Below are 16,389 nucleotides of genomic sequence, written 5' to 3'. Positions count from 1 at the left end.
AAAATCCTGTTCTGGTGTTGCCCTCTGCTATTGCACACGTTATAGGGTAACACAATTCATGTAATAACATTACGTGACACATTCAAGGAGCCAGACATGAAGACTTCCCTCGCCGCCCTCTTTGCAACCGCTTCGGTTTTCGCCGCAAGTAGTGCTTTGGCAGCACCGGAGGTCGTGGTTTCCGTCAAGCCAATCCATTCTCTCGTCGCGGCGGTAATGGAAGGCGTTGCCGTGCCGAAGCTGATTGTGGAAGGTGCTGCCTCGCCGCATACCTTTACGATGAAGCCTTCGAACGCCCGTTCGCTTGAAAAGGCGGATGTGATTTTCTGGGTCGGAGAAAACCTCGAAGCCTTCCTGGAGAAGCCGCTGGATGCTCTGGGCAAGAAGGCAACGGTCGTCGCGCTGTCGGAAGCTCCAGGCGTCGCAAAACTGAAGCTGCGCGAGGGCGGTACATTCGAGAGCCACGATCACTCGGACGAGGGTCACGATGACCATGCCGGCCATGATCATGCCAAGCACGACCATGACAAGCACGATCACGCTACAGAGGCCGGGCATGACGATCACGATCATGAAGGTTTCGACATGCATCTTTGGCTGGATCCGTCGAACGCCAAGGCAATGGTGAAGGAGATTCAGGCGCGCTTGATCAAGGCCGATCCGGAGCACGTTGCGATCTACAATCGCAATGCTGCGGAACTTGAGAAAAAAATCGACGCCTTGGATCAGGAGATCCGCAGTGCGCTGGCGCCAGTGAAAGCCAAGCCGCTTGTGGTCTTCCACGACGCCTATCAGTATTTCGAGCATCACTATGACATCAATGTCGTGGGCTCGATCACTGTCAGCCCGGAAACCGTACCGGGCGCGGAACGGCTGAGCGAGATCCACAAGAAGCTGGCGTCGCTGAATGCCGTCTGCGTCTTCGCGGAGCCGCAGTTTCAGCCAAAGTTGATTGATGTCGTAACCGCAGGTACGAAGGCCAAGAGTGGCACTCTGGACCCTGAAGGCGCAACACTGAAGGAAGGGCCAGAGCTCTACTTCAGCCTCATGCGCAGCATGGCCAAATCCCTTGTCGATTGCCTGGGAAAAGACGCCTAACGATAGAGAGGGCGCTAAATGATGCGCCCTTTTTTGGAACTCAATATGTAATGTTATAACAAATAGGAATTCTGCGATGGATAATAGACTTCCCGTTACCGTCCTTTCCGGTTTTCTGGGCGCAGGCAAAACCACCCTTTTGAATCACATCCTCGCCAATCGCGATGGTCTTCGCGTTGCGCTGATTGTGAACGACATGAGCGAGGTGAATATCGACGCCAGTCTCGTACGCGAAGGTGAGGCCAATCTATCGCGCACTGAGGAACAACTGGTAGAAATGACCAATGGCTGCATCTGTTGTACGCTGCGCGACGACCTTCTGACCGAGGTGCGTCAACTGGCCGAGCAAAAGCGTTTTGACTACCTGCTGATCGAATCGACCGGCATTGCAGAACCGCTACCCGTCGCCGCTACATTTGAATTTCGCGATGAAGACGGTAACAGTCTTTCAGACGTCGCACGGCTGGACACGATGGTGACAGTGGTCGACGCGGCAAATCTGCTGAAAGATTATGGCTCCTCCGATTTTCTCGCAGACCGGGGAGAAACCGCAGGTGATGGCGACGATCGCACCCTGGTGGACCTTCTGGTAGAGCAGATCGAGTTCGCCGACGTCGTCATCCTCAACAAGGTGTCTGCCGCGACGCCGGACGAGGTCGATGCCGCCCGCAAAATCATCAGCGGACTGAACCCTGTCGCAAAAATCATCGAGACCGATTTCGGTATGGTGGAGCCAAAGCAGATTCTGGGCACCGGACTGTTTGAATTCGGCAAAGCGGAAACCCATCCACTCTGGTTCAAGGAATTGCATGGTTTCAAGGACCATGTGCCGGAGACCGAAGAATACGGCATCCGCTCATTCGTCTACCGTCAACGCCGCCCCTTTGATCCAGAAAAACTGCACCGCTTCATCAGCAAGTCCTGGCCGGGTGTCATCAGGGCGAAAGGCTTCTTCTGGCTGGCGACAAGACCCTACCATGTTGGCGAGCTTTCACAGGCGGGAGCGATCATCAGGACACAGAAGCTGGGCCTCTGGTGGGATGCTGTGCCTCGTGAGCAATGGCCGCAGGACAATGGTTTCCGCGATGGCCTTGCCCGCTATCTCGATCCGGTCTGGGGGGATCGTCGCCAGGAACTGGTGTTCATCGGTGCCGACCCGATGGACGAAGCCTGGATCCGGGCGGAACTGGACGCCTGCCTGCTGAAGGACAAGAGCTTCCAGCCAGACCGCTGGCGCGACCTGCCAGATCCATTCGCGAGTTGGTCTCCCAAGGCTGCCTAAGCGAAAGGCCGAGGCCGCCGCAGGATGATGCGGCGGCCCAGGTTTCCACGGGTCAGCGACCAGCAATGATGTTGGCAATAATACCGCTGGTGACACCGATCAGCAGAAACTCATTGTTCACGCGGACCCAGTGATAGCCACGCGGGGGCGCCGAAAGACGATAGCGGCGATAATCGCGGATTTCCGCCAGACGCGCGCGCTCAGCGCGCGAGAGCTTTTGTCCGCGATGCCAACGCTGTTTCTTGACGATCGTCCGCTTCTCGATCACGGTTCGCTCAACGGTTCTGGTGCGATCCGGACCGTGTCCGCGATGATCCTGAGCCTGTGCCATCGGTGCTGCCAGAATGGTGGCGGCGGTCAACAAGGTTACGATCGTTTTCATCTCAGCGTCCTTTCGTATGTTCGATGAAGCGAAAGTACGGCCGCAAAGATGAATGCGATATGAACTCATATATTACAAATAAGCAATGAAAACATGAACTTGCATTAACAAAACAGGTCGAGTTTTATCGGGGCGTGCGACCCGAACAGGATCGGATCGCACAGCCAACAGTTCAATTACCGCGAAGGCCCTTCGCGCTCTGCCGATGCAGCCCAAAGGTTGATGTCGGCATCCTTCGCGAAGACCTCGATGTCGGAAAGTTCCGCCTCGGAGAAATCCGGCTTCTCGAGCGCCTTCACGCAATCTTCCACCTGCTCGGGACGGCTGGCGCCAATCAGCGCAGAGGTCACGCGGCCACCACGCAGCACCCAGGCAATTGCCATCTGCGCAAGTGTCTGCCCACGCTTTTCAGCAATGGCATTCAGCCCGCGCAGGTTCTCGATGTTGCGGTCATTGAGGAAAGCAGGCCGCAAGGATTTGCCCTGCGCGGCACGGCTGTCATCTGGAATACCGCCGAGATACTTGGACGTCAGCATGCCCTGCGCCAGAGGCGAGAACACGATGGAGCCAATGCCGAGATCGTCCAGCGTATTCAGAAGGCCATCTTCTTCCACCCAGCGATTGATGATGGAATAGCTGGGCTGGTGAATGAGACAAGGTGTGCCCAGATCCTTCAAGATTGCCGCAGCCTCCTGCGTCCGCTTCGAATTGTACGAGGAGATGCCGACATAGAGCGCCCTGCCCGACCGCACGATATGGTCCAGAGCACCGCATGTTTCTTCCAACGGCGTATCCGGGTCAAACCGGTGGGAATAGAAGATATCGACGTAATCGAGACCCATGCGCTTCAGCGACTGATCGCAGGAGGCGATGAGGTATTTTCGGCTTCCCCACTCGCCGTATGGACCCGGCCACATGTTGTAGCCTGCCTTGGACGAGATGATGAGTTCATCACGATAGCCTGCGAAATCCGTTCTCAGGATCTCTCCGAACGCCGTTTCAGCGCTACCTGGCAGCGGGCCGTAATTGTTGGCGAGATCAAAGTGTGTGATGCCAAGATCGAACGCCTTGCGGCAGATATCACGCTTGCGCTGGTGCGGTGTGTCATCGCCGAAATTGTGCCAGAGCCCGAGTGAAAGCGCCGGAAGCTTGAGGCCGGAGCGGCCACAGCGATTGTATTTCATACGGGAATAACGATCTTCAGCCGGTTGCCAGGCCATGATTTCTCCTCCGAATTGCAATTGGAAATGCGCGTAAAAGGCGGTTGGCGTTGATGCCAGAAAGAAAAACGGCAGGGCGCATCCTCTCCGCACCCTGCCATTCTTGTGTTACGCGTTGAGACCGCTGCCCCATGGACCGTGATGCTTGTCTACGCCGTCAACGCGATCGAAGCCGTGGGCACCGAAGAAGTCACGCTGCGCCTGAATGAGGTTGGCCGTGCCTCGGCCGCGACGGTAGCTATCGAAATAGGCAAGAGCCGAAGACAGCGCCGGCACTGGCAGACCAGACATGACCGCCGTGGAAACCACACGGCGAAGCGCGCCATCGGTTTCCTGTACCAGCTTCGAGAACGCAGGCGTTACGATGAGGTTTGCCGTGTCCGGATCCTTCGTGAAGGCGGACGTGATTTCGTCCAGGAACTGCGAGCGGATGATGCAGCCAGCGCGCCAGATGCGGGCAATCGTCGGCATCGGCAGGTTCCAACCATACTCCTTCGATGCCGCCGCCATGACGGCAAAGCCCTGCGCATAGGCACCGATCTTGGCGGCCAGCAGCGCATTTTCGAGATCATCCAGGAACGAAAGGCCGTCCGTGCTCGGCATGGCAACCGTCTGCGGCAGACCCAGGATTTTCTCAGCCGCCTCGCGCTCCACCTTCTGGCTGGAGAGAATGCGGCCAGCAACAGCAGCCTCAATGCCGGTTGCAGCAACGCCCAGATTCTGTGCCTCGATGACGGACCACTTGCCCGTACCCTTCTGGCCAGCGGCATCAAGGATCATGTCGACCATGGGCTTACCCGTCACCGGGTCGGTTGCGGCCAGAACCTTCTCGGTGATCTCGATCAGATAGGAATTCAGGCGCCCTTCATTCCAGCGACCGAAGACCTGACCGATCTCACTGGCCGAGAGCTTCATCCCGTCGCGCAGAATGCCGTAGATTTCGGCGATCATCTGCATGTCGGCATATTCGATACCGTTGTGGATCGTCTTGACGAAATGCCCTGCTCCGTCATTGCCGAGCCAGGCCACGCAAGGGTCGCCGTTGAACTTGGCCGAGATGGATGTCAGCACCTTCTCGACACGCTTCCAGCTATCCTCAGTGCCACCCACCATGATGGAAGGACCATGGCGTGCGCCCTCTTCCCCGCCGGAAACACCCATGCCGATGAAGGTCAGCGGGCTATCCTTGAGAGAGTCGAAACGACGGATGGTGTCGCGGAAATTGGCATTCCCTGCGTCGATCATGATGTCGCCAGCATCAAGATAGGGCTTCAGAAGCTCCATCTGCTGATCGACCGGCTCACCAGCCTTGATCATGATGATGATCGGGCGCGGCGGGCGGATGGCAGCAACGAATTCTTCTAACGTCTCGCAAGGAATGATCTGCCCCTGCAGGGCTCCGGCTTCGGCAAAGAACTTTTTCGTGGCCTCCGGGCTACGGTTGAAAACGGCAATCTTGTTGCCTTTTTCCGCGATGTTCAAAGCCAGGTTTGAACCCATAACGCCAAGACCAATAAGGCCGATTTCTGCCTGTTCCACGGACGAACCTCCATAAAGATTGGATGGGTGTTGTGGCACTCAGTTAGGTAATCGGCAAGGCAAAAGCCATGGCAAATCGATTAAATTTTCAGATACGAATGAACATGCATGGATCGTTTTAGCCTCGCACGGTGAACACTTGCCTTCATGAGGAAACGCACCATAAATCAGTGGGAGGAAGGAGAACAGATGATGCCGGTGCTTGAAGCAAAGGCGATCCATACATCCATCGAGCGAGACTGGAAGCAGGTCTATGACTTCGCTTGCAAGCCTGAGAACATGGCGCGGTGGGCATCGGGCCTTGGCAGCGGCCTACAGAATGCGGGAGACCATTGGTTGGTGGATGGTGGCCCGCTCGGTGAAATCAAGGTTCGCTTCTCCCCTCAGAATGAGCATGGGATAGTCGATCACTGGGTTGAGATGCCGTCCGGCATGATCGTCTACAATGCATTTCGTATCGTACAGAACGGCGACGGTGCAGAGGCCATATTCCTGGTCACGAGACTGCCCGGCATGTCGGAGGAACAATTCGAACAGGATTCCCGCCATGTCGAGACCGATCTCGGCAATCTGAAGCGGATCATGGAAGCAGAGATCAGCGCTTGATGCTGTGCTTTATGTTCCAGCGATCGTGATACCAAAGCCACTGCTCCGGATGCTCCCGAACCCAGCTCTCCACCTTGTCGTTTAGGAGCTGACCCGTGGCCTGAACATCGACGGCCCCTGTAGCCGTGCGTGGGATCTCGATCCGCGGTTCGATCTCCAGACGGTAGCGATTATCCGCCAAACGGATGCAGCGAGCGGGGTAGACCTCGCAATCGAACTGACGAACGAGCTTCGCCAACAGCGGGTTTGTCTGCACCGGATTGCCGAAGAAGCGTGTCATCAGGCCCTTCTGGAACTTCTGGTCCACCAGCACACCGATGCCCTTGCCCGCCTCCAATTGGCGCGCGAGCGCAAAGGAGGAACCCGCATGGGACGGCACAAGCTTGCCCATGCGCGCCGAGCGGAAGTTGAATACCTTTTCCGCAATGTATGGATTGTTCGGTGGACGGAACATCACCGTCACATTCAGGCCGAAGGCGGCACCTGCCACGGGAAGCAGTTCGAAATTGCCGGTATGCGCCGTAAAGACAATGAACGGGCGCGGATTGTCCCGAAGATCCAGAAACAGCGGAATACCCGATACCTCGATCCGTCCCGGCTTTTCCGCTGCCGGATCGAAGTCAAACAATCGATCGAGGAAGACGTACTCGGCTGCGAGCCTGCCCATATGGCCCCAGCTCGCCAGCGCGATATCAAGTCGCTCTTCCTCGGATTTTTCGGGAAAAGCATTGGCAAGGTTCACCAGCATCAGCTTATGGCGACCGGTCATCGGACCGATCTTGCGAACCAGCCAATCGGCAAAGCGAATGGCAGGATCCGCAGGCAGAAGCTTCAGCAGATTGAGAAAGCCGAACGTGATCTGCGCCAGAAACCACTGACGAAACTTCCGTGCGGCCAACACAATCCGGGTGATGAACATCTTCACCGGATCAATCCATCCGCAACACGATTTTCCCGAAGATCCGACGGCCTTCCATGCGCTCCAGCGCCTTGTCGATCTCGTCGAACGTCACTTCGGTATCAATCACCGGATGCACGATACCCCGCGCCATCTTCTGCATGGCGTTGGCCATGTTTTCCATGCGGCATCCAAAGGAGCCCAGTAGCTTCAGCTGTTGCTGGAACAGCATCATCAGATTGATATCGGTCGAAACACCGGATGTGGAACCGCAGGTCACCAGACGACCACCGCGCTTCATGCACAGCATGGAACCGGCCCAGGTGTCCTTGCCGACGTGTTCGAACACCACGTCCACGCCCTTCTTCTTCGTGATCTTGCGCACCACGCCTTCGAAACGGTCTGTACGATAGTTGATCACGTGATCGGCACCGAGCGCCTTGGCCTTCTCGATCTTGTCGTCGGAGCCAACCGTGGTGATCACCGTGCAGCCCATTTTCTTGGCCAGCTGGATTGCGGCGCTACCAATGCCAGATCCGCCAGCGTGAACGAGGATCGTCTCGCCCGGCTCCAGCTTGGCATTGTCGAACAGCATGTGCTCCACGGTACCGAAGGTCACAGGCGCAAGAGCCGCCGCGACAGCATCAACGCCCGGAGGCGCCGGGACCAGCTGGCGGGCCGGGATATTGATCTTTTCCTGGGCAAAGCCATCCAGATGGAAGCCGTGCACGCCCTGGACATGTTCACACAGGTTATCGCGACCCTCGCGGCACGGCTTGCAGAGGCCGCAAGTGCGCGCACCATAGACAGATACCAGCTGACCCGGCAGAACGTTGGAAACACCCGGACCGATAGATTCGACCACGCCGGAAGCTTCCGCACCGATGGTAAGCGGCATCTTGCGCTTGGCAAATGCCATGCCGCGCCAGCCCCAGACATCGATATGGTTCAGCGCAACCGCCTTGACCCGAAGCGTCACTTCACCCGGCGCCGGAGCGTCCGGCTCAGGGATGTCGGTTGCTTCAAGACGGCGATCATCGATCAGTTGCAAAGCGCGCATGAGATATTCCTTCGCCAGAAGGCGTCAAAACTGTTTGGGCAGAATAGCCTGAGTTGAACCGGCTTTTAGGCTGGCTCAGCCGTCATGACAAGACTTGCGTTCTGACCACCGAAGCCAAACGAATTGGAAAGCACGGCAGAAACCTGCTGATCGCGCTTCGTGTTCGGCACCACATCCAGAACGATGGCCGGATCCGGGTTCACATGGTTGATGGTCGGCGGCAGCGTTCCCGTCAGCATGGTCTGGATCGAGAACACGGCTTCCACCGCACCGGCAGCCGTCAGCGTATGGCCGATCATCGATTTGTTGGACGAACAAGGAATGCCGTCCTTCAAACGATCGCCGAACACCGCCAGCATCGCGCCGTATTCCATCTTGTCGTTTTCCGGCGTCGAAGTGCCGTGCGCATTGATGTACCCGATGCCGCTTTCATCCATGCCAGCATCTTCCAACGCAGCGCGGATTGTCGCGATGGCCGGCCCACCATCCGGTGAAGACCGTGTACGGTGGAAGTGATCGGCCTTTTCGCCGCAACCCTTCAGGATACCCAGAACCTTTGCGCCGCGCGCGACGGCGGATTCCAGCGATTCCAGAACAAGCGTTGCCGCACCTTCCGCGATGACGAAGCCATCACGATCCTTGCTGAACGGCTTGGACGCCTTTTCCGGCGGGTCGTTCTGCGTGGACAGGGCGGACAGCAGCGAAAAGCGAATCAAGGCTTCTGCACTCACAGATCCGTCAGTCGCAACCGTCAGCGCACGATCAGTCCGGCCCTGGCGAATGGCTTCGACGCCAAGCTGGATCGCAGTTGCACCGGATGCACAGGCTGTGGACAGCGTGACCGGTAGACCGCGCGTGCCGAACATGTCGGAAAGGCGCTCTGAGATAGAACCGAATTGAACGGCCTCGAGAAAGGCCGGATCTGGCCGTTCACGCATGGCCGCCAGAAAACGATCATAGGCATCTGCTTCCGCCTGCGGCGGCGGCGCACGATCGGCAAGCTCGAAACGCGCATTCCATTCCGGCTCTACCGGTGGCGCTGCCAGAAAGAGCGGACCGTTGAAATCACCGGACAGGCCAGCCTGGGCCAGCGCTTCGCGCGTTGTCTCGCGCGCAAAGGCAAACGACCGCTCAACAGCGTTTTCCCGCGGGATTTGGATGAAATCCACAGTACCGCTGATGCGGGTGGAGAGCCCCTCGGTCGGGAAGCGCTCGATCTTGTGGATGCCGGATTTACCGGAGGTCAGTGCAGACCAGTTATCCTGCAGCCCCTGCCCCAGCGAGGTGATGACACCCATGCCGGTTACGGCGATAATGGGACGGCCCAGGTGATCCTTGAATGCTTTCGTGCTCATCATCGATTCCTCAACCGTTCGCCGAAAGGACGGCAAGTCCCTCGCCCCGGATATAACCGACCGTGGTCACCACAGCCTTTGCCGCGGCTCCCTGCATCTTCGTTTCGTGATCCGGATCGAAGGCCGGAATGGTGGCCTTGCCATCCAGCGCGAGTGCCGCAAGCGCCAGGCCAAGCGGGAACTGCGCTTCCATGGCATGTCCTGTCACGCCGCCAAACCCGCGAATGGCCGCGCCATTGAACGACGCCTCAAGCACTGATTTTTCGCGTGCGGCAAGATCGCTCATTCCAGTCGATCCGGAGAAAACGACCACGTCATCACCGAGCTTGGGCGCAACCTCCGCCGCAAGCCGTTGCAGCCGCTTTTCGAGACCACCATCGTCTCGCGATCCACGGTCAGCATCGATGGCATCGACAACCGCGTAGATATGCGCGCCACGCGCTTCAGCATACTGGCGGGATTCCAGAACGAGGAATGCGCCGACAGAGCCCATGATCATGCCGCCACCTTCGCTGCCATCTCGAGTCCAGAGCGGCTTCCATTCACCGGTCTGATGAGCGCGAATGCCTTCGACAAGCAGAATGATGTCGGCGCGCTCGGCCACGAAGGCACCGCCCACCAGCGAATGGGTGGACTGGCCGGACTTGATGCGATGATAGGCCGTTTCGACGGCGGAAATGCCCGCCGCCTCTTCGCCCATGAAGGTGCGGGATGAACCGGTGACCTTGTGGACGATGGAGATATTGCCAGCCAGAAGGTTGGAAAGCTGGGCAAGGAACAGCGTCGGACGAAGCTCGGTTGTCAGCTTCTCATTCAAAAGACGCTCGCGGTCGTTGCGCTTCAGCGCCTCATCAACGATCAGGCTGTCGACCTTGATATCACGCTCGCCGCCGCCGGCAGCCACGATCATATCCATCGTGCCGCAAGCTTCCGCGTTTTCCTTCAGACCTGCATCTTCCAGCGCAAGACCGGCGGCGAACACACCGAGACGCTGCCAGTTTTCCATCTGACGCTGATCACCGCGCTTGGGGATCTGCTGCGACCAGTCGATTTCCGGCATCGGGTGAACAGGATAAGGCTTGAAGCGCTCGCTATCCACCCGCGGCGGAAGAACTTCCGCGCCGGTCAGCAGGGCCACATGCGGCTCCTTGCCGACACCACGGCAGGTGACGATACCGACGCCGGTAATCACAACGTCATTGGCTGACTTGCTCATCTCAGGTTCAACCTTTCAGATGCGCATGCCCTTATTGGGCGGCAAGCGCACTCAACAGCCCAACTTCAGCGGCGCGCTTGCGCACGATGTCCGCAAGAGGCACTTCCTCAAATGGCATGGTGCGCAGCTTGAGCTGTGCATCGCAGACCTTCTTGCCGGCAGACGAAATCTTCGCCTTGGTCACGGCGTAGCCAGACCCTTCATGCTCCAGAAACGCCTCGATATCGAGAACCGCCTCAGGCTCAACGAATGTCCGCATCTTTGCGCCATCAACAGACATCAGGAATGGCATCGCTGCAAAATTGGAAGCGGCAAGAATCATGAAGCCGCTGGCCTGCGCCATGGTTTCAATCAGAAGAACGCCGGGCACGAGCGGCATTCCAGGAAAATGCCCCTCGAATACGGGGCTTTTCGCCGGAACGACGGACCGTGCCTTGAGCGTTTTGGATGACAAATCGACCGCTTCAACGCGGTCGATCATCTGGAAATATTCAAGAAGCATACGCTCCCTCAGCCAGGGCTTTTCAGCCCTTTGCTGCCCTCAGTTCGTCAATCTTGGCGCAGAGGTTTTTCAGCACGAAATACTCTTCCGTGGAAACCTTGCCTTCGTTGACTTCCTGCGTCCACTGCTCGAGCGGGATCTTGATGCCGAATTCCTTGTCGATCGCAAAAACGATATCGAGGAAGTCCAGGCTGTCGATGCCCAGATCGTCGATCGTGTGGCTTTCCGGCGTAATGGTTTCGCGGTCGATCTCGCTGGTTTCAGCGATGATGTCAGCGACTTTATCGAATGTAGCGGTCACGCTCATATCCTCTGAATTCTGTCAGTCAGGGTTCCACATAGGGAAAACCGACTGCAATGCCAATGGCCTGCTGAGTGCGGAGCAATATTTTGCACCGACACTGTTGCCTAAACATCAAATTGCACGGGTAATGAGGCAGCACCTCAGCCCGCAATGCCTTCCACCAAAGCCGCACGAATGACTTCGAGCACGGAATCCGGCTTTATACCTGTCGCAACTGTCTGGCTCGGCAGGTTATCCCACGCACTCGGCGGAAAACCACGCCCGTCCGGCTTCTGGATCGTCTGGCCATCGGCAATGCCGCCGCAGACAACCCGAATCGCACCTGTACGCGTCTCGAACAGATCCGGACGGACGAGATAGACGGCGGCACAACTATCGTGCACCACCATACCATCGCCGACACGACCTTTGTAGAACTCGATATAGAGCTGCGAGATATCCGACAGAAGCTTGACGTCCGAGCGACCGCTCTCAACCATTTTTGCCAGATAACCGCTCGTCATCACGGTCTTCATTGTGACATCGAGCCCGATCACGACCACCGGCCAGTTTGCTGTCATCACCACATCTGCCGCTTCCGGATCGCCATGAATATTGGCTTCCGCCGCCGGCGAAACATTGCCGTTCACGTCGAAGGCGCCACCCATGATGATGACCTGCTTGACCAACTGGGCAATCTCCGGGTCAGCCTTCAAGGCAAGAGCCAGATTGGTCATGCGTCCAACGGCTATGAGCGCAACCTCTTTCGGATTGGCGCGGACGGTATCGATGATGAACTGGTAGGCAGGGCGAGGATCGGCCTGGCGCGAAACGGCTTCCGGGACTGCAACGTCACCGATTCCGTTATGTCCGTGAATGGCCGTCGGCCAATAGCTGCCGCCGCGTGCAGGATCGAATGTCTCGCCAGCCCCCTTGGCAACCGGAGCCGCGATATCCCAGGCTTCTGTCAGATAAAGCGCGTTCCGTGTCGTCAGTTCGATCGGCGCATTGCCAAAAACAGTCGTGACGCCAATCAGATCGATCTGAGGATGACGCGCCAGAAAAAGCAGCGCCATCGCATCGTCGATACCGGGATCCGTGTCGAAAATGACCTTGTTCATTTGATAATTCCTGAATTCGAATTTGCCAGCACAATAGCGTCGGCTGGTATCGGCGCAAGCATGTCATCTTGCAGACCCTCGCCTTTTACCGGCATTGTCCGCCGCAATTCCGTGAATGGACGATCTTGCGCCTGTGCTGATTGAATGACAGAAGGCGGCAACGCCCGCCTCAATCACCGAGCCATTCCCGTGCACGACATCGCCACTCACCTGCTGCTGTTCCTGTTTCTTGCCGCAATCGTCGCAGGATTCGTTGATTCGATTGCAGGGGGCGGCGGACTGATTACCGTTCCCTGCCTGCTTCTGGCAGGGCTTCCGCCTCTGGAGGCACTGGCGACGAACAAGGTGCAGGGGCCTTTTGGCGCGGCTTCGGCAACCATAGCTTACGCACGGAAGGGACATGTGAAGCTGTCGACACAGTTACCGATGGCGCTGATCGCATTTGCGGCCGGCGGCATCGGTGCACTCATCGCCTCGCATGTGCCGGGCAAGTTTCTGGGCGCAGCCATTCCGTTTCTTCTCGTCGGGATCGCGCTGTTCTTCGCGTTCAAGCCCAATCTCTCCGATCAGGATAGCACCCGCCGGATTTCACCCGCCGTCTTTGCCGTGACTGCTGTCCCCCTCGTCGCGCTTTACGATGGCGTATTCGGGCCGGGCGCAGGCTCGTTCTACATGCTGGGCTTCGTACTTCTCGCAGGTTTTGGAATGTTGAAAGCAACAGCCCATACCAAGCTGCTGAACCTCGGCTCAAACCTCGGTTCACTCGCAGTCTTCGCGATCAATGGAGCGATTCTCTGGAAGGTTGGTCTGCTGATGGGCGTCGGACAATTGATCGGCGCACAGATCGGCTCCAGTCTGGCAATGAGAAGCGGCGCAAAAATCATCAAGCCGCTGCTGGTCATCTCCTGCGTCGCACTCGCCACTAAATTGCTGGCAGATCCTACCCATCCAATCCGTGTCTGGCTGGGCATCTAAAGCATGGCGCGCAAAAGTGTGCAGCGGTTTTGCGGCAACGAAATGCGATAAAACAAAGACTTCAAGCGTGAGGAGCGAATCTGAAAGATCGCGACGCGCTTTAGCCCTTCATTTTCAGCGGAAGTCCTGCGGCGATGAAAAAGACGTCATCGGCCTTGGCAGCCAGCATCTGATGCAGGCGACCGGCATGATCCCGAAACTGTCGCGCCATGCGGTTGTCCGGCACAATGCCGAGACCCACCTCGTTCGAAACGAAAATGAAATGGCCTGCTCCAGCAGCGAGACTATCGATTAGGCGTGCACTTTCGAGTGAAACATCACGCTCGGCCATCATCAGATTGGTCACCCATAGGGTCAGGCAATCGACGAGAATCACGCGGTCGTCGGACTGTATGCCAGCGAGCGTTTCCACGAGGGCCATCGGCTCTTCATGCGTCGTCCAGTGCTCCCCGCGCTGTTCACGATGCAGCGCCACCCTTTCGCGCATCTCGTCATCATAGATTTGCGATGTCGCGAGATAGTGGCGATCAAGTCCAGACTGGAGAGCGACGTTTTCTGCGAAGCGGGATTTTCCGGAGCGGGCGCCACCAAGAACAAAAGTCACGCGGAACCGCGTCGATTCGGTCATTTATGTGTACCTAGAACGAAAACACCCGCGATTGGCTTACGAAAGCGGCACATTCGTAGCGAAAGAGGTTGCCGCCGGGCTCATCGTAGCCGATATCGCAGGTGTATTTGGAGATATGCTAGCACAACAAGCATGTTGTTCAAGGGGGCTTCACCATCGAGCCGCACCGAAGATTTGTTTGGCTCCGGTACGCACTACCTGCCGGAGCCTGAGCGGAAACGACCGCGTCAACTGCATAGCGTGCAAATCGTTACCGGCTGGTTATCAGCCAAAACAAACTTCCATCTTCATGGCCCAATCAGCCAAATGGTGCATCAGGATTTTGTGAGGCTTTATAAAAGAATTTATCAATTCGAGGTGAGACTTAGCCCAATTTGCTTTTGGTCAAGGCTGAATCAGGGCATTGTACAACCGCGATGGATAAACTCGACATTCTGCGATGAGCAGCAACAGAGGGAGTGATCAGGCAATGTGGTATGGTGCAACCGGCGCAAGCGCGCTCTTGGCCTACTTTGCATTTGCCGCTTCCGCTCAGGCTTCCGCGTGCGGCCGCGTCTCGATTGCGGAAATGAACTGGAATTCGGCTGCCATTGCCGCACAGGTCGACAAGCTCATTCTTGAAGCGGGTTACGGCTGCGATGTCGAACTTGTCGCAGGCGACACCATCCCGACGGTCAGAACCATGATCAACCAAGGCACTCCGGACATTGCTCCGGAACTCTGGGTCAATTCCGTCAATGCAGAACTTAACGAAGCCTATGCATCCGGCAAACTTGTGCAGGGAGCAGAGATCCTGGCCGATGGAGCCGTGGAAGGGTGGTGGATCCCGAAATATGTCGCGGATGAACATCCGAACCTGCGAACCATTGCTGATGCGCTGGCCAAGCCCGAGCTCTTTGCAGAAAACAGCGAAAGCCGTCAGGGCGTTGTCCACAGTTGCCCTCCCGACTGGAGCTGCAGCATCACGACGCAGAACCTGTTTCGGGCAACGGGTGCGGAAAGCAAGGGTTTTTCCCTGAAGCCGGCAGGCTCAGCGGAGGAGTTTAACGCGGGTCTTTCCAGAGCTTTGAATGAGAAGCGCGGCTGGCTGGGTTATTATTGGGCGCCAACGGCTATTCTGGGCGAGCACCCCATGGTCAAGCTTTCGTTCGGCGTTCCCTTCGACCAGCTTGAGTGGGATGAGTGCACGTCCCGGGCCGGATGCGCCAATCCCAAGATCAATTCCTATCCCGTGTCCCAGGCCTTCACTATCATATCAAAGGGTCTGTCGGACCGTGCCCCTGACGTTACGGATTATCTGCGCAATCGCAAATGGGGCAACGCGACGATCAGCTCGTTGATGGCTTGGCAGGCTGAAAACAACGCCAGCAACCGTGATGCCGCCCTGCACTTCCTTCGCCAGAACCTCGATATCTGGACCAGATGGGTTCCGGTTTCAGTTTCGGACAGGATAAAGCCAACCCTATAGGAGCGATATGTTGAGGCCGTGGATCGTTCGCCGTATCCTTCGCTTCGATTCGGCAAAGAATGCAGACGGAACATATTCATGAGCACTGTGGCGCCCATTGGGAACCGTGAAAATGTGGCAGATGCACTGGCATCCATGACACAGGATAATGAGAACTGGCTGAAGTTGATGATGGAAAACCCATCCTCGGACGACGTTCTGCTCGACGGTCTGCATCTTTATCTCGACCGGGCCGCGGCAGGGCGTTTCCTCAACACTCTGAAGCTTCAAAAAACGGGAGAGTGGATCGGGGGAACGGCACCCGCCCGGATCCAGATAAGGTTGAGCGAGGCTGCGAAATCGAGCCAGCATCCCGCCTTTACGGCGTTCCGTGAGGGTTACAATAAGTCCGGCGGTTTGCAGCGTGCCTACCCGGCTGCCAAAATCTGATCTCAGGAAGAATTTGCGCGGGAGAAGTTTTTCTGCCTCTCCCGCAGCTCAATTCTTAGCGAGCGGCGCGCTCTACCTTACGACCGGCGTCCTGCGTGGCGTTCACGGTATTGGCGGCATCCTGGCCAACGCCGCGGATCGTGTTGCCGCAGGATGCGAGCGAAGCGGCGGTTGCCATGAGAGCAGCGATAACCGTAACTGTCTTGAGCGTCATTTTGAAAGTCTCCGAATTGAACGACACAGAACCGGAAATTTTGTTTTCCGGCGCAGTAACGCGCGGAATGTGAAAAGGTTCACGGTGAAGTGAAACAGTTTTCAGAAGCCCGT

At 57.2% G+C, this 16,389-nt stretch carries 18 protein-coding genes; 6 read left to right on the top strand and 12 right to left on the bottom strand.

The features are described 5' to 3' along the window. Window positions 1-96: 96 nt before the first annotated feature. The gene (gene znuA / locus ASD54_RS08910) at window positions 97-1,098 is read left to right on the top strand and encodes a zinc ABC transporter substrate-binding protein ZnuA (protein WP_062554227.1); all 1,002 of its coding nucleotides are present in this window, start codon (window positions 97-99) and stop codon (window positions 1,096-1,098) included. A gap of 76 nt (window positions 1,099-1,174) precedes the next feature. Further along, window positions 1,175-2,380 carry a zinc metallochaperone GTPase ZigA gene (zigA, locus tag ASD54_RS08905; RefSeq protein WP_062554226.1) on the top strand — a complete coding sequence of 402 codons (1,206 nt, stop codon included), beginning with the start codon at window positions 1,175-1,177 and terminating at the stop codon, window positions 2,378-2,380. A 52-nt stretch (window positions 2,381-2,432) separates the two neighbouring features. On the opposite strand, the gene ASD54_RS08900 is transcribed toward zigA, so the two are convergent. From ASD54_RS08900 to gndA, 3 genes are all read right to left on the bottom strand, one after another. Further along, window positions 2,433-2,762 (bottom strand): RcnB family protein, encoded by a 330-nt coding sequence (locus ASD54_RS08900; protein WP_062554225.1) that lies wholly within the window; start codon window positions 2,760-2,762, stop codon window positions 2,433-2,435. Between the two features lie 176 nt (window positions 2,763-2,938). Further along, a complete protein-coding gene (gene mgrA / locus ASD54_RS08895) occupies window positions 2,939-3,982 on the bottom strand; it encodes an L-glyceraldehyde 3-phosphate reductase (RefSeq protein ID WP_062554224.1) in 1,044 nt (347 codons plus the stop codon). A 108-nt stretch (window positions 3,983-4,090) separates the two neighbouring features. Then, window positions 4,091-5,521: an NADP-dependent phosphogluconate dehydrogenase gene (gene gndA, locus ASD54_RS08890; RefSeq protein ID WP_062554223.1), complete on the bottom strand. Its 1,431-nt coding sequence runs from the start codon at window positions 5,519-5,521 to the stop codon at window positions 4,091-4,093. A gap of 192 nt (window positions 5,522-5,713) precedes the next feature. Here gndA and ASD54_RS08885 point away from each other — a divergent pair, with 192 nt between their 5' ends. Next, the gene (locus ASD54_RS08885) at window positions 5,714-6,127 is read left to right on the top strand and encodes a hypothetical protein (RefSeq protein ID WP_062554768.1); all 414 of its coding nucleotides are present in this window, start codon (window positions 5,714-5,716) and stop codon (window positions 6,125-6,127) included. Here ASD54_RS08885 and ASD54_RS08880 read toward each other — a convergent pair. From ASD54_RS08880 to ASD54_RS08850, 7 genes are all read right to left on the bottom strand, one after another. Further along, on the bottom strand, window positions 6,117-7,052 hold the full coding sequence (locus tag ASD54_RS08880; RefSeq protein WP_062554222.1) for a lipid A biosynthesis lauroyl acyltransferase: 936 nt from the start codon (window positions 7,050-7,052) through the stop codon (window positions 6,117-6,119). The two genes, ASD54_RS08885 and ASD54_RS08880, sit on opposite strands and share 11 nt — an antisense overlap. 4 nt (window positions 7,053-7,056) lie before the next feature. Continuing rightward, window positions 7,057-8,085 carry a zinc-binding dehydrogenase gene (locus ASD54_RS08875; protein WP_062554221.1) on the bottom strand — a complete coding sequence of 343 codons (1,029 nt, stop codon included), beginning with the start codon at window positions 8,083-8,085 and terminating at the stop codon, window positions 7,057-7,059. A gap of 65 nt (window positions 8,086-8,150) precedes the next feature. Next, complete coding sequence (locus tag ASD54_RS08870) at window positions 8,151-9,440, bottom strand: beta-ketoacyl-ACP synthase (RefSeq protein ID WP_062554767.1); 1,290 nt, start codon at window positions 9,438-9,440, stop codon at window positions 8,151-8,153. 10 nt (window positions 9,441-9,450) lie between these two features. Further along, window positions 9,451-10,656, bottom strand: a complete 1,206-nt coding sequence (locus ASD54_RS08865) for a beta-ketoacyl-ACP synthase (protein WP_062554220.1) — start codon at window positions 10,654-10,656, stop codon at window positions 9,451-9,453. Between the two features lie 31 nt (window positions 10,657-10,687). Continuing rightward, entirely contained in the window at window positions 10,688-11,158 is a 471-nt protein-coding gene (locus ASD54_RS08860) for a 3-hydroxyacyl-ACP dehydratase FabZ family protein (RefSeq protein WP_062554219.1), read from the bottom strand. Between the two features lie 22 nt (window positions 11,159-11,180). Continuing rightward, on the bottom strand, window positions 11,181-11,465 hold the full coding sequence (locus ASD54_RS08855; RefSeq protein ID WP_137137101.1) for an acyl carrier protein: 285 nt from the start codon (window positions 11,463-11,465) through the stop codon (window positions 11,181-11,183). Window positions 11,466-11,602: 137 nt separating this feature from the next. After that, window positions 11,603-12,562, bottom strand: a complete 960-nt coding sequence (locus tag ASD54_RS08850; protein WP_062554218.1) for a nucleoside hydrolase — start codon at window positions 12,560-12,562, stop codon at window positions 11,603-11,605. Between the two features lie 189 nt (window positions 12,563-12,751). On the opposite strand from ASD54_RS08850, the gene ASD54_RS08845 reads away from it, so the two are divergent. Next, entirely contained in the window at window positions 12,752-13,537 is a 786-nt protein-coding gene (locus tag ASD54_RS08845) for a TSUP family transporter (protein ID WP_062554766.1), read from the top strand. A gap of 100 nt (window positions 13,538-13,637) precedes the next feature. On the opposite strand, the gene cobU is transcribed toward ASD54_RS08845, so the two are convergent. Further along, window positions 13,638-14,165: a bifunctional adenosylcobinamide kinase/adenosylcobinamide-phosphate guanylyltransferase gene (gene cobU / locus ASD54_RS08840; RefSeq protein ID WP_062554217.1), complete on the bottom strand. Its 528-nt coding sequence runs from the start codon at window positions 14,163-14,165 to the stop codon at window positions 13,638-13,640. Between the two features lie 469 nt (window positions 14,166-14,634). Here cobU and ASD54_RS08835 point away from each other — a divergent pair, with 469 nt between their 5' ends. Further along, entirely contained in the window at window positions 14,635-15,633 is a 999-nt protein-coding gene (locus ASD54_RS08835; protein WP_062554216.1) for a glycine betaine ABC transporter substrate-binding protein, read from the top strand. 78 nt (window positions 15,634-15,711) lie between these two features. Beyond that, window positions 15,712-16,062 (top strand): hypothetical protein, encoded by a 351-nt coding sequence (locus tag ASD54_RS08830; protein ID WP_062554215.1) that lies wholly within the window; start codon window positions 15,712-15,714, stop codon window positions 16,060-16,062. A 55-nt stretch (window positions 16,063-16,117) separates the two neighbouring features. On the opposite strand, the gene ASD54_RS08825 is transcribed toward ASD54_RS08830, so the two are convergent. Beyond that, entirely contained in the window at window positions 16,118-16,240 is a 123-nt protein-coding gene (locus tag ASD54_RS08825) for an entericidin (RefSeq protein WP_137137243.1), read from the bottom strand. Window positions 16,241-16,389: the final 149 nt, after the last annotated feature.

The sequence above is a fragment of the Rhizobium sp. Root149 genome, from assembly GCF_001427345.1.
GTDB lineage: Bacteria > Pseudomonadota > Alphaproteobacteria > Rhizobiales > Rhizobiaceae > Neorhizobium > Neorhizobium rhizoryzae.
The sequence above is the reverse complement of the archived record's forward strand: the minus strand, read 5'-3'. Positions and strand labels throughout refer to the sequence as shown.